Origin of the sequence: Cryobacterium lyxosi, assembly GCF_004403345.1 — a bacterium.
GTDB classification, from domain to species: domain Bacteria; phylum Actinomycetota; class Actinomycetes; order Actinomycetales; family Microbacteriaceae; genus Cryobacterium; species Cryobacterium lyxosi.
Window position 1 is genome coordinate 44,860 of sequence record NZ_SOGT01000005.1, and the last position, 18,273, is coordinate 63,132.

The window sequence follows — 18,273 nt, forward strand, 5'->3', positions numbered from 1 at the left end:
TATGTCTGCAGTGGACGTCATAGAAGCGACCAACTCTGGCGTGCTCAGAGACCTCGAACCGCGCGAGGTATTCCAATTCTTCGAAGTGCTCACGAGCATCCCGCGAGGGTCAGGGAACGAGGAACAGGTCGCCAACTGGGTCGTGGATTTCGCCCGAACGCTCGGACTCGAGGCGACCCAGGATGACCTGCACTGCGTACTCGTTAAAAAGCCAGGGCAGGGAGGCCTGGAGAATGCAGCCCCGCTCATTTTGCACGGCCACCTGGATATGGTCTGCGAAAAGGCCGTAGGTGTCGAATTCGACTTCGTGAACCAACCGTTGAGCCTTGTCGTCGACGGCGAGTACATCTCGGCGTCGGGAACGTCTCTGGGGGCGGACAACGGAATCGGAGTGTCCTACATCCTCGCACTGCTGGAATCGAAGGACATTCCTCATCCGCCGCTGGAGGCAGTGCTCACAGCCATGGAAGAGAAGGGGAAGGTGGGGGCCGGACAGTTCGACGTCACGCAACTCGCTGGGCGGCGCATGATTGACTTCAACTGGATAACCGACGAAGAGATCCTCGCGGGGTGCAGCGGGGACGTGACGTTCACAGTCGATGTCCCGGGGGAGTTCGAACCAATACCGGATACCTTGACCCGCGCGCGCTCGCTGGAGGTGCGCGGGCTCAATGGTGGTCACTGCGAATTCGACATCCAGTTGGAGCGGGCGAACGCTCTGCAGGTGCTGGCCCGCGCGGTCCACAGGCTGTCCGGTGAGCATGAGGTGCGCATTGCCGATCCGTTTGGCGGTGCCCAAAATAGTGCGATCCCGGCCGATGCATCCGCTGTCATCGTCTTTAATGACGCGGACACGGATTCGATCGAGGCTCTCATCGCCGAGCTCGATGTACATGTCAAGAGTGAATACCAGATTTCTGACCCCGCCATTCGCGTCGAACTGAAGAACGCGATACGTCCTAATGTCGCATTTTCGCGTGCCGCCGGACTCAGGCTCATGACCGTTTTGCGGCTTATCCCGCAGGGGGTGGTCAGCTGGAATCTGCACGTCCCCGGTCGTGTGGAAACGTCGAACAATGTCGGAACGTTGCGACCGACGGCTGACGGTGCACGGATCATGTCGACGGTCACGTCGGCCCTGACCACGAGGAAACACGAGTTGATCGAGCGTGTACAAGCGCTCGTGGCGCTCGCCGGCGGTGGTGTCGTCTGTGAGCTCTACGGCCTCGACGCGCCGGAGTTCCCGTATCGTCCGCAATCCCAACTCCTGGCCACGGCGTCTGCGGCCTACCGCGACGTGCTCGGCAAGGAGCCCAACGTCGAGGTGTCTCAGTGCTCACTTGAGCTCGGTATGTTCAGCAGAAGGGTGCCCGTCGCCGATATCATCTCGATCGGCACCGAGCTTCAGGCCCTGCATTCTTCCGCGGAGAGAGTGAATCACAAGTCCGTGGAACGTGTCTGGCCGCTGATCAAGATGGTCGTTTCGCGACTGGGATAGGCAGAGGCGGGAAACCGACAGGTGGAACGGCACGAGAAAACCCCGTATGAAATCCCCGCGCCCCTGCCGGACATACCTCAGTATGAGAGTTGTGACGGACACCGACACCAACCGCGAGAAGCGGATGCGTAACCTCGTCGCACTCGTCATCGACCCGGTGCGCCGCTACCTGCACCGCCGTACCGACGCTGCGACGGCCGACGACGTGATCGGCGACACCCTGCTGGTGTGCTGGCGCCGCCTTGACGAAGTGCCCGACGACGCCCTGCCGTGGGCGATCGTCGTCGCGCGGCAGTGCCTCAGCAACGCCCGACGTGCCGAGCGTCGCCGTACCCGTCTCATCGGCCGCATCATCGCCATCGACCCGCCACCGGCCGCTGCGGACGAGAGCCCCGCCGCATCCACCGTCGATGGCACAGCCAAGGCGGCCCGCGTGACCGCAGCCCTTGCTGGCCTGCGTCGAAACGACGCCGAAATCTTGCGGCTGTGGGCGTGGGACGAGTTCACGAGCCCACAACTTGCCGTCGTGCTCGGCATCAGCGCAAACGCAGCGGCTATCCGACTTCACCGTGCAAAGGCGCGACTCAAGCAGGAGCTATTGAAATCCGGCAACCCGGCCGGACATATGACTTATGACGAAGGGAGCGAAGATGCACGACGATGACCGTGCGCTGCGCGATCAGCTGCGCGCTGCCGATCCGGCCCGCGGGCTGCCCCCTGCCTCGCCGACGTGGCTCGACCACAGAATGGAGCAGATCATGACCGACGAGTCTTCCAGCACCAGGACCGTCACCCCCGAGGCGCCGCGACGCGACTTTCGGCGGTGGAGGCCGCTAATCGGTATCGCCGCCGGCCTCGCCCTCGCCGCTGCAATCGTCGCGCCCCTCGTGCTCGGCGGTGCGGAACCCACTGTCGAGACGCTGCAGCCTCCCATCGGTGGAGGCCTCGCAAGTGGCAGCTGCCTCGTGCTCGAGCCGGCGACCGTCGCGGCGCAGCAGCAGGCGTTCGCCGCGACGGTGCTGCAGATCCAGGGCGAGACCATTTTGTTGGAGGTCACGGAGCGCTTCACCGGCGACGTCGCCGACCGGGTGGAAGTAGCCCAAGTCGACGCGGTGACCTCCGACTTCTCGGGCGTGCCCTTCGAGGTCGGCCAGAGCTACCTCGTCGGCGCAGTCGATGGAACGATCACCGGCTGCGGCGTGACCGGGGCCGACAGTACCGAGCTCCGCACGGTTTACGACGCAGCGTTCCCCGGCTGATCCAGGCCCGCAAAGCAGCCGGTGGCAATAGTGCGTGAAATCGTCCCCTCTGGTATCGGAAACGCCACGGTGGTCAGTGCGACCGCTGTGCGAGCGCCGCAGCTGGGACGGGGCGCCCAGCGCAACATCCGCTGACCTGGGTCAGGTTGACGTGCCGTGGCTGGTTCGAGACGATCCGGCGAGCAACCTGTTCTGTGTGTTGAAACCACTCTCGGTCTGTCAGCAGAGCGCCGACGTTTCGGCCTCACGAGGCCGATTGCAATTAATACCAACCCCGCCGTGCTAGCCCAGATCCGTCTCCGTCCGTATGCTTCGAGGATGACAGACTTCAGTACAGGCGACCGGGTGAGTTGGGCGACATCTCAAGGACGAACTCAGGGGGAGGTAGTCGAGAAGAAGACGAGCGATTTCGACTTTGCGGGCCAAAGGTTTCACGCCTCAAAAGATGAGCCGGCGTTTATCGTGAAATCTGAAAAGACGGATGCACAAGCCGCGCACAAGGCCAGCGCCCTTCGCAAGCTGTCGCCTCGTTAGAACCAAGGGAGTGCCAGGAACCAGCCCTGGCGTTTCGGGCGTCGGCGCATCGGTTGGCGCGCACGGTCGATTTCTGCACGGAATGTTATTGCGCACACCGGTCGGTGACGCACTTTCAGGCTATTTCGGCCGCGTGAGGTTCTTGCGCCACGCCGAAAAACTCTGGACAGAGCCGGCGTGAGGTTGGGCAAGCCAGGGCCATGGATGAAGCTCCACCGCGGTCCCGGCGTATTTCTCGAAGCTCGGAACCGGAGCCCAGGTGATCGCGGCGCTGAGTTCTGGAGCGATTCGTCTCGGGTCTCCGAGGTGTACGATTACCTCGCGCCGCGCAGCCAGGTCCTGCAGTGTCTCGACGAAAAATACCAATCTTTTGCTCGAAAGCTGAAGTTTTTCAAGGGCTGGTTCGTCAAAGATAAAGACGGCCGGCAGCTGGGGATGCGCAAGAAGAGCGGGATCCGCATCGCCCAGCGATTCCACCGTGAGCAAGACCGATTTCGGCGTGGAGCGCTCGACGACCGTGGTGGGACCTTGCGTGGTTGCAAGATCGTCGTCCCGCACGAGCAGCGGAGTCGGATTCAAAACCGGGTGCAGATCTCGGTCTGGAGGAAAATTTTGGATCGGGCAGTTGCGGTTGAGGGGGCACGCCGCACACAATTGAGGCGCGCGTTTCTCGACCTGCCAACGCGCGAATCCATAGGGTTTGCTGGAGCCCGCGCCAACCGTCCATTGCCACCCGAGCAGGTTGGCCGCGCGAGAACCGTCTAACAGATGGCGATGAAAATACTCCTGACCGGCCACCCAGCCTGCCCCGGATCGCACCGTGTACTGCGAGGCGAGCCACATACGAGACTGGTTCACCAGCCAGCCGTCCGTCTCCAAACTCGAGAGCGCCCAGTCGACGCAGGCCATTTCGCGCGGCCAGGCCGCTGGCGCAAATTCCCCCGACCATGCAACGTCAAACCGCAAATTGCGATGCAGGTGCATGCCAACACGAGCATATAAATGTCGGGCATACTCCTGCCAGAACAATTCGTCACGGAATTTGGAGACATCCGGTGCCGGACCTCCGGCGGCTGCATTCCAGACTTCCAGCAAAGGAAGCAACCCGTGGCGAATGTAGGGCGACAACCGGGAGGCGCCGCGACCCGATGCCGGAAGTACCCGGTTGCGCGTCGCGGCATACCCTGTCACGTCAAACGCGGCGAGCGCAGCATCCGCCGCCGTTTGGCCGCCGCGGATGTCGGGACTTGCCCTGATTCGATCACTCACGAGGTGCGACAGGTGTCGATCGACAGCGTCTTCGGCGGAGATACCAGCAAGATCAATGATCACCGGGTCATCATAACGCCGGCCGATATCAAGCGGTGAAACACGGCCCGGTCAAAATACTGCGCACGTGTCGCGCGAACCGTACTCACTCCCCGAGGTCACGACCATTCACCACCGCCGAGCACAGAATCAGGCGTCTTTCAAGTCGATGCCTTTCGTTTCCTTCATGATGAAACAGGCGATCCCTGTGCACGCGCAGAGAACAATGATGTACACGCTGGAGAGCCAGCCAACATCCAGCGAGTTGAGGAGGGCGTTTAAGTAGGGAGCGGTGCCGCCGAACACGGCCACTGAAATGGAATAGGCGAAACCGATGGCCCGGGTACGAATTCTGGTCGGAAAATTCTCGGAGAGAATGGCCGAGAGCAAAGCTCCGGGGATGGCGACGATCACTAAAGCGATCGCCGAGGCGAGCAGGAGCGTCCACCCCGCCGAAGTGATCATGGCAGTCAGGGGGAGGGAAAGCGCGATCATGAGTACGGCGAAGATCAGCATCATCGGGCGCCGACCGACTCGGTCGGAAATCCACCCCCAGAGCGGCAGGGTTGCCAGGGCGATCAACTGGGCCGTCAGGGTCATCCAGAAGGCGGTACCCGAGTCCATGCCTTTCTGGGTGATTGCGTAGGTGGAGGCGTACGAGGTCCAGGTGTAATGGGCTGCTGTCACCCCGGAAGTCATGGCGATCATCAGCACGATTGTTCGGGCAACCTGAGCTTTCGGCAGCGGGGCCGGCTTTTCGGCGCCGGTCGTGTGTTCGTCGAAGACCTCGCTCTCACCCATGTTGCGTCGCATATAAAGAGCTGCAAGGGCGAGGAAAGCGCCGAGGATGAACGGGATGCGCCATCCCCAAGCCGCGACACTGTCGTCGGGCATGATGCTGGTCACCCCACCGGCGACACCATAGGCCAATACCGACCCGCCGAAGATAGCGATGAAGACGGCGCTGCCCCAGAGCCCGCGATGGCGCCGCGGCGCAATCTCGGCCACGTAGGTATAAGCGGTCGCGGTTTCTCCGCCGTGCGCAAACCCTTGGATGACCCTGACCATGAGCAGCAGGAGTGACGCCCAGGCGCCGGCATTCTGATATGTCGGCATCACAGCCATGGCCAGGCTTCCGCCAGCCATCATGAGCATTGTCGTGACCAGGACGAATTTGCGTCCGCGCCGGTCGGCGACCAGGCCGAAGACGATGCCGCCGAGCGGTCGCATCAGGAAGCCGACGGCGAATACTCCCAGGGTGGAGAGGAGTCCGGAGATGGGATCCTCGGGGTTGAACATAGCAGCGGCGATGAACGGCGCAAAGACCGCGTAGGCGCTCCACTCATACCATTCGAGAACGTTGCCGAGAGTGCTGGCGATCAGGTCCCGCCGTTTCGACCGTTCGGTGACGCCGCTGGCTTCTTGGGCTGTGTCGTTGTCGGTCTCGTCGATCTGGGTCATCAGAAAAGGCTCCTTTGCCTCAAGATATTCACGTCATCGCACCCAAGCGGGATGTCGATGGGTCGCAAGTCGGAAATTATGTCGTGCGGGTAGAACCTGGCTCCGGTCTTTCGGCTGAAGTGTCATGAAGAGGCACCGTCCGGCGCGCACGGAGGCAGCTTTCGGCGATTCCGCGGCCCAGTGCGCCCGAGCCGACAACACCCACCGTTTTGATTCTTGATATTCCGGTTCGGGGCGTCATGCCTCGTACCTCCTGATCAGAGCGGCGAGTGCCTGGCCGCCGCCGATGCAGAGCGTGACGATGCCATATTCCGTGCCGGTGCGCTGCAAATGCCGGGCGGCGCGGAGGGTCAAAATGGCGCCGGTCGCTCCGATCGGGTGACCCATAGCGATGGCCCCGCCGTAGGGGTTCGTCTTTTCTGGATCAAGTTTCAGGTCGCGGATGACGGCGACGGACTGGGCCGCGAAGGCTTCGTTCAGCTCGACGATCTCAATGTCTGCCGGACTGAGTCCGGTCTCGTCAAAGAGTTTTCGCAGCGCCAGGGCCGGGGCATAACCCATCAGCGCCGGATCGATCCCGGCCGTCGCGACATATTCCAGAGTGGCCAGGCCACCGAGTCCTCGGTCGCGGGCTATGCTGTCCTTCATCAAAATAACGGCTGCTGCGCCATCGTTGATTCCCGATGAGTTGCCGGCGGTTACGCTTCCCCCCGTCTGAAACGCCGGGCGGAGCCCCTGCAGCGTCTCGAGGGTAGTGTGCGGGCGCGGCGCCTCATCGACGGTCACCGTCACCGGCTTCTTCCCCGGAACCAGAACCGGTGTGATTTCCGCAAGAAATACCGCCTGAGCTTCCGCGGTGCCTGCTCGGCGTTGGCTTTCGCAGGCAAACTCATCCTGCTCCCGCCGAGACACCCCGTATTTTTTTGCCACATTTTCGGCCGTGACACCCATATGTTTTTCGCTGAACGGGTCGATGAGCATGGCCAGCGTGCCGTCCACCTGGGTGCGGTCGCCCAGCCGGGCATTGCCGCGGGCGTTGTAATCCAGGAAGGGCATCCGGGACATCGATTCATCGCCGCCGGCCAGGATAACGTCGGCTCCACCCCAGCGCAGCTGCTGCGCAGCCGACCAGATGGCCTGCAGTCCGCTACCGCAGAGCCTGTTCACGGTGAAGGCGGGGGTGCGCTCGGGCACGCCGGCTGCCAGAGCGACGCGGCGGGCGTTGTAGGCATCCGCACCGGCTTGGCCGACGCAGCCCATGATGACCTCGTCGATGTCGTCCGCGGCAACGCCGCTGCGTGCCATTGCCTCGGCCGCAGCAATGGCGCCCAGCTGGTGTGCTGGCACGGCCGCCAGGGCCCCGTTGTATTTCCCGACGGGCGTTCTGGCTCCGTCAACGATGACTATCTTCTGCTGTGACACTGCAATCTCGTTTCTCTGACGTGCCGGGCAATGGCGTGAAAGGGTTCAGGATGCGACGGTCGACCCGACGCCGGCAAATTGCCGGGCACCGTCCAGCAGCCTCGGGATACCTTCTTCCAACGAGGGGCCGAAGCCGGTGTCGCCCGGTCGTTCACCCTTGAGCCAGCGGGTGTAAATGGCCTCGCAGAAGATGGATGCTTTCCACAGCGCCAGCGTCTGGTACCAGGGCAGCACGTCCAAGTCCACATGCATCCGCTCGCGGTACCGCGAAATGAGCTGTTCGCGGGTGAGGTATCCGGGTTCGCGGGTCACTGTGGTCAATTCGAGCGGCGTAGAAAAACTTCCCGGTTCCGAATAGGTTGCCGTGAGATAACCGAGATCCGCCAACGGGTCACCCACTGTGGCCATTTCCCAGTCCAGGATGGCCATCACGCGTGCCGGGGACGACGGTTCGAACATCAGGTTGCCAACCCGGAAGTCACCGTGGATCACCGTGGCGGCCTGGCTGGTGGGAATATTGCGTTCCAGCCAGCCGCCGATGCTGACGACCTCGGGCAGATTCCGGGTGGTGTTCACCTCCCACAGGGCGGAAAATCGCTGGACCTGTCGCTTCAGGTAGCCTTCCGGGCGTCCGAACGCGGCCAGTTCTCCAGCGGAAACATCCACCTGATGTAGCTGAACCAGGGTGTCGACAACGGCGGCGCTGGTCGCCTTGCGCTGCGCCGTGGTGCTGAGGTAGTCAGGGATTCGATCGGTGATAACGGTGCCGCCGAGGAAAGACATGATGTAGAAGGGAACGCCGAGAAGCGACTCGTCGTTACAAATTGCGAGAATTTCGGGAACCGGCACCCCCTGTTTTCTGACCAGCTGTTGGATCCGAGCCTCACGAACCATGTCGTGGGTGGATCGCGGCAGGGGCGGACGGGGGCCGCGGCGCAACACAAACACCTCGGTGCCGCGCTGGAGACGGTAGGTGACATTGGACTGCCCGTCACCGATTCGACACCAGGACAGCGGCCCGATACCGAGCCCTTTGGCATCCATGAACTCTTCGACTGCGTCGAGAATGAGAAGCGGCGGCAAACCCAGCCGCGCTGCGTCGGCGTAGTTGGCGACGACTTCGACACCGTCGGGCATGGTGCGCATCACCGGATTCCTGCCAGCGCGGTGTCGAGATCAGTGGCGTGCAGGTCGGTACTGCCCGCGGCAGCGCCGTGCTGATCGGAGCTGTGCAGATCGGAGCCGTGCACGTCGGCCAGGTACGGCTCTCCTTCGTCGACGGCTCGCTTTCGCGCCGCCGATGCGCGCCGGGAAATGGCCCATTTGTGGGTCTCGTTGGCGCCGTCGTAAATCCGAAACGGTCGCACCTCGTTTAGGTAGGCAGCCAGGGGAAGCCCGTCCGAAACCCCGTCGCCACCGCAGAGCTGGATGGCGCGGTCGACCACCCGGAAGATCGCCTCCGAGCAGTGCACCTTTGCGATGGAGGACATCGCGGATCCGGCCCGTGGATCCGTTTCGAGCAGCGCGGCGGTCTTATCGATGATGGCGTCGGAGGTTTCGATGTCGATCACGGACTGGGCGATCAGTTCCTGGGCAAGGCCCAGGTTCTTCATCGGGGAGCCGAACATTTCGCGGCGCTCGATTCGGTCCAGGGCAATGTCCAGCGAGCGCCGGGCCAGTCCGAGCCAGCGCATGCAGTGGGTGAGACGTGCTGGGCCGAGGCGCACTTGGGCATATGTGAAGCCGAGCCCGACGGCCCCCAGTACCGCGTCATCCGCTACAAAGCAGTCTTCAAGATAAATGTGGGGATGGCCGCCAGCGATGGCACGGTCCATGGTGTGGATGTTTTCACCGAGCCGGATGCCTGGGTTGTCGAAATCGACCAGAAACATGGTGGCACCGGTCGGGGCGTCTTCGACGGCCTCGGTGTGGGCCATCACGATGCAGAAGGCTGCGCCGTCGGCGCCGCTGGTGAATCGTTTGTGACCATTGATGGACCATCCGCCGTCGACCTTTGTGGCCTCGGTGAGCAGGGCGGCCGGATCTGAACCGGCGCCAGGGTGTGGTTCGGTCATTCCGAAGCAGGACCGTGACGTGCCGGCGGCCAGGGGCACAAGGTAGCGCTGTTTCTGCGCCTCCGTGGCGATCAGGTTCAGCATGTGCATATTGCCCTCGTCCGGCGCCATGCAGTTGAGCGCGGACGCGCCGATCGGGGAATATCCGGCCTCTTGAAAGATCGCGGACCAGTGCTGGATGGGGACGCCCTGGCCGCCGAATTCCTGAGGTACGTGCGGAGCGAAGACATTGGCGGCCTTCGCTGCCGCCTGTAGTCGGTCGCGGGTGGACTGGGCCAGGCGCTCGCCCGGCCGCGGCTCAGCGGGAATAACCGTGCTGCGGATGAATTCGCGGGTGCGGATGCGCAAATCTTCGATGTCGGCGGGCAGTGACTCGGTGCTCATTGTTCTATTTCCTTCCGCGGCCGGGGGCCGATGAGTGGCGTGTTAAGCGGTGCCGCCGGCTGCAAGCAGGCCGCCGTCGAGGTTGATGACCTGGCCGGTGATCCAGGCCGAATCTGAGGACGCGAGAAAGGCAACGGTGGCGGCAATATCCTCTGGATTGCCGAGGCGGCCCAGGGGATATCTCGCGGCGACTTCCGCCTCCTTGCCTTCGTAGAGGGCCTGGGCGAATTGCGTCTTGACAACCGCCGGTGCAACCGCATTCACCCGTATCTTCGGTCCCATTTCAACGGCGAGGGTGCGGGTCAGATGTGCAATGGCGGCCTTGGTCACGCCATAGAAACCGATGCCGGGTGCCGGTGTCTGCCCGGTGACCGAAGACACGTTGATCACGGTGCCGCCGCGGCCGGCGAAATCCAGGGCAACGTGGCGATAAGCATCCTGAATCCAGGCCAGGGTACCGAAGACGTTCACCTCGGTGATCTTGCGCGCGGCGGCAAGGTCGAGATCCATCACCGAACCGTAGACGGGGTTGATGCCCGCATTGTTGACGAGGACGTCCAGCTGGCCGAATGTTTCGGCGACAGCATTGAGAACTTCGAGGCGGTGGTCCGGATCGTGGGCTTTGCCGGCGAGCGGGATTACGGATCCTTTCGGAAACTGGGCGGCCGCATCGTGTAACGCCTCGGCGTTACGGGCGGTGATACAGACCTGGGCGCCCTCGGCCACCAGTCGCAAGGCGATGGCCAGCCCGATCCCGCGACTGGCACCCGTGACGATGGCCGTCTTGCCCTCAAGGCGGTGCGCTTGCACGGATTGCTCGCTCATAATTTCTCTTTCGGGTGCAGTACGCCCTGGGCTGCCGTGTTTTCATCACGGAGCTCCTGGCGGCGAATTTTTCCGGTCTGTGTCTTAGGTAGGTCGTCGACGATGTGCACGATGCGGGGGTACTTGTAAGCTGCGAGACGCTCTTTGGTGAATGCGATGAGTTCGGCTGGAGTGACCAATACACCTGATTTCAGGGAGACGAAAGCGACGACTGTTTCGCCGCGGTACTCATCCGACTGGCCGATCACGGCGGCCTCATGGACTGCGGGATGTTCATACAGCGTGTCCTCGACTTCGCGGGGCCAGACCTTGTACCCGGAGACGTTGATCTGGTCTTTCAGCCGGTCCACCAGATAAATCCAGCCTTGTGTGTCGATGATGGCCACGTCGCCGGTGCGGAACCTGCCCTCGGGCATTGCGTGGGCGGTGGCATCCGGATTATTCCAGTAACCCGGGATGATCTGGGGGCCAGATAATTCCAGCTCGCCCTGAGTACCCGGTGGAACGGGGTGACCGTTCGGATCGATGACTCTGGCTACAACGTGCGGTAATGGAATGCCGATAGACAGGGTGCCGCTGGAGGCGTCGACGGGCGCTGTGGCACAGGGCGGAACGGCAATCACACCGGACGTGCTTTCGGTTAATCCATAGGCGTTGTAGATGTAGACGCCGAAGCGCTTGTGGAAGCGCTCCACGGTAGCCGGCGGGATTGGGGCCCCACCGGAGTACAGAGTCTTGACGGAGGCAAAATGGCTGGCACTGGCATGCGGAAGCGCCAAAATCGCGTTGAACACGGTAATCGAGCCGATGGTAAAGCTGACCCGATGCTCGGCAAAGGCCTCCAAGACGATATCGGGGTCGAAGCGGCCCGTGAAAACCAGGGTTGTGTCGGTGAACAGCGAGATCGCAGCGTTAATCACGGCGCCAGTGATATGAAATAGTGGGGCCACGGCCATGACGATGTCACCGGGGGCCAGCCGTGCAAAGCGGCCAAACGTCGTGGCGACGGCTAAGACGTTTTCGTGGGTGTTCATGGCGCCCTTTGGCGGGCCGGTCGTGCCCGAGGTATAGGTCAAGAGCGCCACGTCGTCGCGGGTCAGCGCAATGTCAGCGGGTCGCAAGCCGTCGAATTCGCGAATCAGAGCGGCGACGTCCCCGTCAGTTGAAGCCGCTGGGCGTGCTGTCATGTCACAACTGCGCGGATCGTTTCGCGTCTGGAAGTCACGTGCAGAGGTAGTGATGAGCCAGCAAACCGTGCTTCCGGCTAGCGTTTGGCGAGTTTCCAACTCAGCCGTATCGGCACAAATAACACCGATGGCACCCGAGTCGTCAACGAGGCGTCGCAGCTCGCGACGTTTGTACATGGGATTCAGCAACAGCGCCGTCGCTCCCAATTTCCAGAGGGCCAGCAGGGCGAGCGCATAGTGCGGGGTGTTCTGGAGGTAGATGCCGACCCGGGCACCGCGAATTGTGCCGCGGGCCACGAGCGCTACGGCGAGAGCGTCGGAGGCGCGGTCGACTTGGGCGGCCGTCATCCAGCCATCGAAGTAGCGAAGGGCGACGCGCTCAGGGTTGCCGGCGACGCGGGCCTTCCACGCCTCTACGGTGGACTCGTACCGCATCCCTGCACGTACTTCCCGGCTGAGCACGTCTGGTGCGGTCTGAGAATCTTCTACGGCGTTGATCCCAGGACGACCCTGGACGAAAGAGCCGATTTCACAACGATTGGTCACAGATGAACGAGTCACGACAGCCGCCCCTCTCCGGCATCGTCGCCGGAATTGACTTTACTAACTCCTACCGAGCGATCGCTCGGTAGGAGTTAGTCTGGAGTAGACGTCATCATCTGTCAAGACAGACAATGGCAATCAGGCGTCAACAGGTGAAGGAGTATTCGTGAAAGTTGAGACTGCGAAGAGAGTCGGGGATGAAGCCGTATGGCGCAAATACTCCGACAACACTCTGCCACCCCTGCTACAAGCGGCTTTGGATAGCTTTGTGGAGCACGGCTATCACGGCACGACGATTCGCACTGTGGCCGCTCGGGCCAAGCTCTCCGTACCGGGCCTCTATCACCACTACGCCTCCAAGCAGGCGCTGCTGGTGGCGATCGTGCAGTTCGCGATGCAGGATTTACTGGTCAGGAGCGAAGACGCCGTAGCGGAGGCAGGTTCCTCAGTGGAGGAACAGTTTCGACTTCTGATCGAATGTCTGGCGCTCTTTCACGCTCATCGCAGTGAGCTCGCCTTCATTGCTGCTAGTGAGATCCGAAGCCTGGAAGGCGAGTCGCGATTGGCGCACATCACATCCCGCGATAAGCAGCAGCAGATGGTGGACGACATTATCAATCAGGGTATGCGCGAGGGGATCTTTGACGCTGAGCACCCCAAAGACACCAGTCGAGCCATCGTGACTATGTGTACTGGTATTGCACAGTGGTACCGCCGTGACGGTGAGCTTTCGCCCGAAGAGCTGGCCGTTCGATACGCCAACATCGCCCGGATGACGTTGGGGGTTGGCTCAGGTTCTCGAAGACAGAGCCCCCCCACGGCGCCCATACCTGTGCGAACAGATGAACGAGGCAGGCCAGACCGCGATGGTTTCTAGGGGTCGTTGCAACGCTGGGTGATCTATTCAGTGATCGGCAGCTCATTGAAGCGTTCGGCGGGGGTGTTCGAGGCGTCGGCAGTCCTGATATCGACACCGGGCAAAACGACCCTATTGCCGCAGAGATCGTCGCCGCCTCAGAGTACGCCTCCGGGCAAAAAAGTAAGCGCTATCCCACCGGCAGCACCGACGGCTACGACAGCCCAGGCCGGTGTGCGCCAGGTGATGAGTAGCACGAAACATATAAGAGCCAGGACGAACGGGGCAGGACCAGTAATCGCGGTGGTGAAGACGGGGTCGTACAGCGCTGCGGCGAGGACGCCGACAACAGCAGCGTTCGCGCCGCGCATGAGCGCTTGGGCCCATGCTCGCAATCGGAACGCATTCCAGAACGGGATTACCCCGATCAGGAGAAGCAGTCCGGGGAGGAACACACCGGTAAGAGCGAGAGTAGCGCCTGCGATACCGCCAGGACCCACGGTTGAGAGGGTTCCGAGATACGCCGCGAATGTGAACAAAGGACCGGGCAATGCCTGCGCCGCACTGTATCCAGTGAGGAATTGATCCGGCGAAACCCACCCGGTATCCATGACCCCGGCTTGCAACAGCGGCAGCACAACATGACCACCGCCAAACACCAACGCTCCGGCCCGGTAGAACGCGTCAAACAAATCGATAGCCCCCCATTTCGTCGCGGCAGCCAAGGGTGGCAATACGACAAGCAGGATCACGAAGAGTGAGAGGCAGATCCATCCGGCGACGCGGGAGACCGGGAATCGGATCATTTCTGTCACGGCGCCGGCGCCGGCACGGCAAAAAATCAGGCCAGCACACGCGCCCACCAGAAGAGCGATGATCTGCCCCATCGAGCCCGCAAGCAGAAGTACGCCCAGAGCGGCAATCACTGCGATGGATGCGCGGGCGGGATCGGGTGTGAGAGTTCGTGCCATTCCCCAGACAGCCTGAGCGACAATCGCAACGGCGACGATCGTGAGCCCACGGATAATTCCGGAACCGACTACGCCTTGGAATGCGCTCGCGCCGTACGCGAAAGCGACCATCAAGACGGCGGAGGGCAGAGTGAAAGCGAGGAATGCGGCGATAGCGCCGAACGGACCTGCTCGGAAGAGTCCCAAGCCGAATCCGACCTGGCTCGACGCGGGGCCGGGGAGGAATTGGCCGAGCGCGACCAGGTCTGCGTAATCGCTGTCGCTCAGCCATCTGCGGCGTTGGACTAATTCCCCGCGAAAATATCCGAGATGTGCCGCTGGGCCGCCGAAGGACGTCAGTCCCATTCTCAGAAATACCCAAAAGACCTCCCAGACGCTCCCGCGCAAGCGATGGTCAGCCGTGCCGCCCTCGAAGGGTATTGCTTTGCCCACTTCTCGCTCAGTCTGGCTAGTAGTTTGTTCGTCAGTTACTTTTCTGGCCACAGGCAGAGTGTCGCACGTTGAGGTTAACGAGCCGACCACCCTCTGCGCTGAAGCGACGACTCGATAAAAGCGAAATATAGTGTCTCGAAACCCAAGTGCCTTATCTCCCAGGGGAGACAAGACGGTAGAGCGGCTGCCGAGCCTCCCGGACTCAGTTCGAGGTGCGACGCGTGCGGAGAGCACTGGGGGATCCGTCAGCGAAGTCGTCTCCGCCATACTTCGCATTGGCGACGGACATGACGTCAGGCCACATCCGATGGCGGGCCGTAGCGGCGTATCCGCTGTCGAAGTACATGGAGCGTTGGTCGAGGGAGCCCGTGACGCTCACGACACCGGCCACGGTTGCCACCTCGGTGCTCGCGCCACTCATCCAGGTATCCGCTGCGCCACCCGTGGTTCCGGTTTTGCCGATCATCGGAACGCGGGGACTGGTTCGGTAATACGACGAGCGGGCGGTGCCCTCGCTCATCACGCGCTGCATGGCGTAGGCCATGGCGCCCGATACTACGGGCTCAACCGATGCGCTGCACTCGGATTCCGGAACGGGCAGTTCGGTGCCATCGGCGGCCACGATTCGATCGACGACGACCGGTGAGCAGGTCACCCCGTCGTTGGCGATACCGGCGAAGGCGACGGCCATGGTCAGGGGCGCGATTTCGTTGGTGCCGAGCACGGAACTGGCTCCCTGGCGAAGTGGGTTGCCGTCGGCGCGGTGCACGTCGAAGGCCTCTGCGGTCTTGCGGATACCGCACAGATCCAGCTCTTTCGCCATGCCCAGGTACCCGGTGTTGTAGGAATTGATGGTCGATTCGAGAGCGCTGTAATTGGATCTATTTTGATTCAATGAGTCGTTGCGGGGGTTCCACCCGGGGTAACGCTGCGTACCCCGGCAACTGTCTTGGAAAGCGCCCCAGTGCGATGTGCGCTCAGAATCAACGCGCTCGTTGAGGGAATGCCCCTCGCTGAGCCATTCGGCCAGCGTGAATACTTTGTAGGTGGAACCGGGCCGAAAACCGCTCGAGCCCCCGGCGGCACGGTCGGTATTGTAGTTGATGGCACTGTAGTTGGTCCCGGAATTCAGCACGGCCGGATCCTGGCTGTAGTCCTTGTTCTGGGTCATGGCGAGCACCCTACCGGTGCCGACCTGAACACTGGAAATGACGGCACCCACGTCTCCCGCGTCGGAGATCTTGGGAACGTTTTCGTTCATGGTTGTCACGGCCGCACCCTGCAGATCCAGGTCCAGCGTGGTGTACACGTCGTACCCACCACGGCGAAAATTAAGCAGCCGCGTTTCTTCGTCTTCACCAAAAGTGGGGTCGGTCTGAAGTGCGTGCACGACATAGTCGCAGAAGTAGGCGTTGGCGCCGGCCGTAGCGCAGCCGGTACTGGGCGCAGTGATGACCGGGGCGATCACCGTGGCGACCGCTGCCTCGTACTGGGCGGCGGAGATCTTCTCCTCGGCAAGCATTTCCCCGAGAATATAATCGCGGCGCATCTTATTGGCGGCATAGTCGTTGGCGGCGCCATTGGTGACACTGTCCGGTATATCGAGCTGGAACTTTCGTGGGTTGTTCACGATCGCCACGAGGCTTGCGGCCTGCGGCAGAGTCACTGCCGCCGCTGTCGTGTTGAAATAATGATTGGCCGCTGCCTCAATACCGTAGACCGTGCCACCGAAGCCCGTGATGTTGAGGTACTGGCGAAGAATGTCCGCCTTGTCGTACTTCTTCTCCACGGCGATCGCGAAGCGCATTTCGCGAAGTTTGCGCTCGGCGGTGATCTCCGTGGCCGCCGTGTAGCACAGGTCGCTCTGCTCCTGCTCGGCGATGACTTCGCATTTCTGCACGAGAACGTTCTTGACATACTGCTGAGTGATCGATGATCCTCCCCGCAGCGAATCGCTAAATGTGTTGCTCACAACCGCGCGCAGCGTGCCCTGAATATCAATACCGTTGTGCTCGAAGAAACGAGGATCCTCACCCGAGACCGCGGCGTCTTTCACAAATTGACTGATGGCATCCGATTCAACCTCGACCCGATTCTGGTCGTAGAACGACGCAAGCAGTACGGGGGTGCCATCGTCCTGGGTGGCATAAATGTTGCTCTTTTGCGAGAGCTGCTCGATTCCCAGATAGCCCGGCAGGCTGTCAAGGACCGTGATGGTGTGCGTCGCGCTCACGCCGGCCAACGCGACCACCGGCGCCATACCCGCCGTCACGAGGACGCCGGCGACGACACTCATCCCGACAAACCTCATGAATGCGCCTAGGGACGTGCCTCCTGTTTTCGTGGGGACAGTGACATTGATGTCTAAAATTATCGCTACCTCATGGATCCGCTAGTAGACAAAACGGCATGAGTGCGCCTCAATCGCTCGCACGCGCAACGCGGGGGTCACGGTCCAACCTGTGAGGGTTGGAGTCTTGGGAGAGCGTCTATCGTGCTAGATGCCAAGGATCAACAATTCTTTCGACGAGGTTTCCCCGGCGGCCCCGGCAAAGAGTTCAAATGCAGAAACAATTGCGGACTTTTGGTCGGGCGACAAGACGGACAGGATTTCGGCAATGTTGTCGCGGCGCTGCTCCAGGGCATGAGTGACAAGGTTTTGTCCTGCTGGCGTGAGTTCAATGAGTACCTCACGTCGACTAGCTGGTCTGGTCGTGCGCCTCACCCAACCAGCTTCGACAATGCGATCGATTGCCCGGCTCAACGTGGAGGGAAGGACGCCGATGGCTTCGCCCAGGACGCCCATCCGGAGGGCCCCCGAGGTGTCCAACAGCACGAGAACACGAAACTGGGGCAACGTCATGATCTCCAGGACACCTGCGACAGATCGAGCCACCACACCCATCAGCGCACGAGAAGCTGTCAACGCGGCGTCCGCCGCGCGAGCATCGAAATCTTCGTCAGGAATCACTTAAACCTTCGTCTCATGCAATAGTTGCAAACCCGCAACAATTGCAAGCATACATTTATGGCGGGTTGGCACCCAATATGAACTCCAACGCCACGGGGTAATCACCCGAACGGAGACTGGCTTCGACGAATCTGAATCTCAGGAAATAATTTCAATTCCGAAGCGCCAGGCGAAGAAAAGTGAAGTCATGCAGCGGGTCAGAGCAAACTCCCGTGCCGACAGGTCCACGGGCCCGCCAACGAGCTGGTGAATACCGCCGCCGACGGCAGTCAAAAGAGCGTTCGTAATGGCGATCCTGTGCGGGACGGCGCTTTCGGCCAGCCTGTGGCGTCCTTGCGGAATTGTCCAACTCGTTCTCGAACAAAACCCGTCATTCCAAGTGAATTCGGGCTTGAGGGCCCATGGCTGGCGAGGACGACAAGAATCTGGAACGGTGGATTGGTACGTCGTGAACGGCGCTGACCATGGACCGCGCAACCGAGTGACGCCCGCGACGTGGCGCGGGGTGATTCGACCGCCTCGGTACCCGTTCGTAGATCGCTGGTGT

16 protein-coding genes are annotated in these 18,273 nt (G+C 61.7%); 5 read left to right on the forward strand and 11 right to left on the reverse strand.

Annotated features, from left to right (window positions below; translation table 11 throughout):
• Window position 1 precedes the first annotated feature (1 nt).
• The 4 genes from pepD (at window position 2) to E3T27_RS04165 (ending at window position 3,291) form a co-directional block, all read left to right on the forward strand.
• Window positions 2-1,498 (forward strand): beta-Ala-His dipeptidase, encoded by a 1,497-nt coding sequence (pepD, locus tag E3T27_RS04150; RefSeq protein ID WP_134571673.1) that lies wholly within the window; start codon window positions 2-4, stop codon window positions 1,496-1,498.
• Window positions 1,499-1,580: 82 nt separating this feature from the next.
• A complete protein-coding gene (locus tag E3T27_RS04155) occupies window positions 1,581-2,162 on the forward strand; it encodes an RNA polymerase sigma factor (RefSeq protein ID WP_134571674.1) in 582 nt (193 codons plus the stop codon).
• Window positions 2,149-2,757 (forward strand): hypothetical protein, encoded by a 609-nt coding sequence (locus E3T27_RS04160; RefSeq protein ID WP_134571675.1) that lies wholly within the window; start codon window positions 2,149-2,151, stop codon window positions 2,755-2,757. The genes E3T27_RS04155 and E3T27_RS04160 overlap by 14 nt, the downstream gene beginning before the upstream one ends.
• Before the next feature lie 318 nt (window positions 2,758-3,075).
• Window positions 3,076-3,291 carry a hypervirulence associated TUDOR domain-containing protein gene (locus E3T27_RS04165; RefSeq protein WP_134571676.1) on the forward strand — a complete coding sequence of 72 codons (216 nt, stop codon included), beginning with the start codon at window positions 3,076-3,078 and terminating at the stop codon, window positions 3,289-3,291.
• Between the two features lie 120 nt (window positions 3,292-3,411).
• Here E3T27_RS04165 and E3T27_RS04170 read toward each other — a convergent pair whose 3' ends face one another.
• The 8 genes from E3T27_RS04170 to E3T27_RS04205 all read right to left on the reverse strand — a co-directional run bounded on the left by E3T27_RS04170 (window position 3,412) and on the right by E3T27_RS04205 (window position 12,388).
• Window positions 3,412-4,560 carry an FAD-binding domain-containing protein gene (locus E3T27_RS04170; protein WP_198416475.1) on the reverse strand — a complete coding sequence of 383 codons (1,149 nt, stop codon included), beginning with the start codon at window positions 4,558-4,560 and terminating at the stop codon, window positions 3,412-3,414.
• Window positions 4,561-4,749: 189 nt separating this feature from the next.
• Window positions 4,750-6,060 carry an MFS transporter gene (locus E3T27_RS04175; protein ID WP_134571677.1) on the reverse strand — a complete coding sequence of 437 codons (1,311 nt, stop codon included), beginning with the start codon at window positions 6,058-6,060 and terminating at the stop codon, window positions 4,750-4,752.
• A gap of 76 nt (window positions 6,061-6,136) precedes the next feature.
• Window positions 6,137-6,301 (reverse strand): 3-hydroxyacyl-CoA dehydrogenase NAD-binding domain-containing protein, encoded by a 165-nt coding sequence (locus E3T27_RS17280; RefSeq protein WP_134571678.1) that lies wholly within the window; start codon window positions 6,299-6,301, stop codon window positions 6,137-6,139.
• Complete coding sequence (locus E3T27_RS04185; protein ID WP_134571679.1) at window positions 6,298-7,482, reverse strand: thiolase family protein; 1,185 nt, start codon at window positions 7,480-7,482, stop codon at window positions 6,298-6,300. Before E3T27_RS04185 ends, E3T27_RS17280 begins: the two co-directional genes overlap by 4 nt.
• A gap of 45 nt (window positions 7,483-7,527) precedes the next feature.
• The gene (locus E3T27_RS04190) at window positions 7,528-8,628 is read right to left on the reverse strand and encodes a phosphotransferase family protein (protein WP_198416476.1); all 1,101 of its coding nucleotides are present in this window, start codon (window positions 8,626-8,628) and stop codon (window positions 7,528-7,530) included.
• The gene (locus tag E3T27_RS04195; RefSeq protein WP_104196099.1) at window positions 8,628-9,941 is read right to left on the reverse strand and encodes an acyl-CoA dehydrogenase family protein; all 1,314 of its coding nucleotides are present in this window, start codon (window positions 9,939-9,941) and stop codon (window positions 8,628-8,630) included. Before E3T27_RS04195 ends, E3T27_RS04190 begins: the two co-directional genes overlap by 1 nt.
• A 42-nt stretch (window positions 9,942-9,983) precedes the next feature.
• Complete coding sequence (locus E3T27_RS04200; RefSeq protein ID WP_104196098.1) at window positions 9,984-10,766, reverse strand: SDR family oxidoreductase; 783 nt, start codon at window positions 10,764-10,766, stop codon at window positions 9,984-9,986.
• The gene (locus E3T27_RS04205) at window positions 10,763-12,388 is read right to left on the reverse strand and encodes a class I adenylate-forming enzyme family protein (RefSeq protein WP_134571681.1); all 1,626 of its coding nucleotides are present in this window, start codon (window positions 12,386-12,388) and stop codon (window positions 10,763-10,765) included. The genes E3T27_RS04200 and E3T27_RS04205 overlap by 4 nt, the downstream gene beginning before the upstream one ends.
• 274 nt (window positions 12,389-12,662) lie before the next feature.
• Here E3T27_RS04205 and E3T27_RS04210 point away from each other — a divergent pair, with 274 nt between their 5' ends.
• Window positions 12,663-13,373: a TetR/AcrR family transcriptional regulator gene (locus tag E3T27_RS04210; protein ID WP_104196096.1), complete on the forward strand. Its 711-nt coding sequence runs from the start codon at window positions 12,663-12,665 to the stop codon at window positions 13,371-13,373.
• Between the two features lie 137 nt (window positions 13,374-13,510).
• Here E3T27_RS04210 and chrA read toward each other — a convergent pair whose 3' ends face one another.
• The 3 genes from chrA to E3T27_RS04225 all read right to left on the reverse strand — a co-directional run bounded on the left by chrA (window position 13,511) and on the right by E3T27_RS04225 (window position 17,726).
• Window positions 13,511-14,710 (reverse strand): chromate efflux transporter, encoded by a 1,200-nt coding sequence (gene chrA / locus E3T27_RS04215; RefSeq protein ID WP_420898039.1) that lies wholly within the window; start codon window positions 14,708-14,710, stop codon window positions 13,511-13,513.
• Between the two features lie 247 nt (window positions 14,711-14,957).
• Window positions 14,958-17,066: a transglycosylase domain-containing protein gene (locus tag E3T27_RS04220; RefSeq protein WP_134571683.1), complete on the reverse strand. Its 2,109-nt coding sequence runs from the start codon at window positions 17,064-17,066 to the stop codon at window positions 14,958-14,960.
• Window positions 17,067-17,252: 186 nt separating this feature from the next.
• The gene (locus E3T27_RS04225; protein ID WP_134571684.1) at window positions 17,253-17,726 is read right to left on the reverse strand and encodes a MarR family winged helix-turn-helix transcriptional regulator; all 474 of its coding nucleotides are present in this window, start codon (window positions 17,724-17,726) and stop codon (window positions 17,253-17,255) included.
• Window positions 17,727-18,273 lie beyond the last annotated feature (547 nt).

What these genes read in the sequence shown, in the direction of transcription:
- E3T27_RS04200 (WP_104196098.1), bottom strand. Translation starts at nt 10,766, where the DNA reads ATGAGCGAGCAATCCGTGCAAGCGCACCGCCTTGAGGGCAAGACGGCC.
- E3T27_RS04220 (WP_134571683.1), bottom strand. Translation starts at nt 17,066, where the DNA reads ATGAGGTTTGTCGGGATGAGTGTCGTCGCCGGCGTCCTCGTGACGGCG.
- E3T27_RS04165 (WP_134571676.1), top strand. Translation starts at nt 3,076, where the DNA reads ATGACAGACTTCAGTACAGGCGACCGGGTGAGTTGGGCGACATCTCAA.
- E3T27_RS17280 (WP_134571678.1), bottom strand. Translation starts at nt 6,301, where the DNA reads ATGACGCCCCGAACCGGAATATCAAGAATCAAAACGGTGGGTGTTGTC.
- E3T27_RS04155 (WP_134571674.1), top strand. Translation starts at nt 1,581, where the DNA reads ATGAGAGTTGTGACGGACACCGACACCAACCGCGAGAAGCGGATGCGT.
- E3T27_RS04175 (WP_134571677.1), bottom strand. Translation starts at nt 6,060, where the DNA reads ATGACCCAGATCGACGAGACCGACAACGACACAGCCCAAGAAGCCAGC.
- pepD (WP_134571673.1), top strand. Translation starts at nt 2, where the DNA reads ATGTCTGCAGTGGACGTCATAGAAGCGACCAACTCTGGCGTGCTCAGA.
- E3T27_RS04195 (WP_104196099.1), bottom strand. Translation starts at nt 9,941, where the DNA reads ATGAGCACCGAGTCACTGCCCGCCGACATCGAAGATTTGCGCATCCGC.
- E3T27_RS04205 (WP_134571681.1), bottom strand. Translation starts at nt 12,388, where the DNA reads ATGCGGTACGAGTCCACCGTAGAGGCGTGGAAGGCCCGCGTCGCCGGC.
- E3T27_RS04160 (WP_134571675.1), top strand. Translation starts at nt 2,149, where the DNA reads ATGCACGACGATGACCGTGCGCTGCGCGATCAGCTGCGCGCTGCCGAT.
- E3T27_RS04190 (WP_198416476.1), bottom strand. Translation starts at nt 8,628, where the DNA reads ATGCGCACCATGCCCGACGGTGTCGAAGTCGTCGCCAACTACGCCGAC.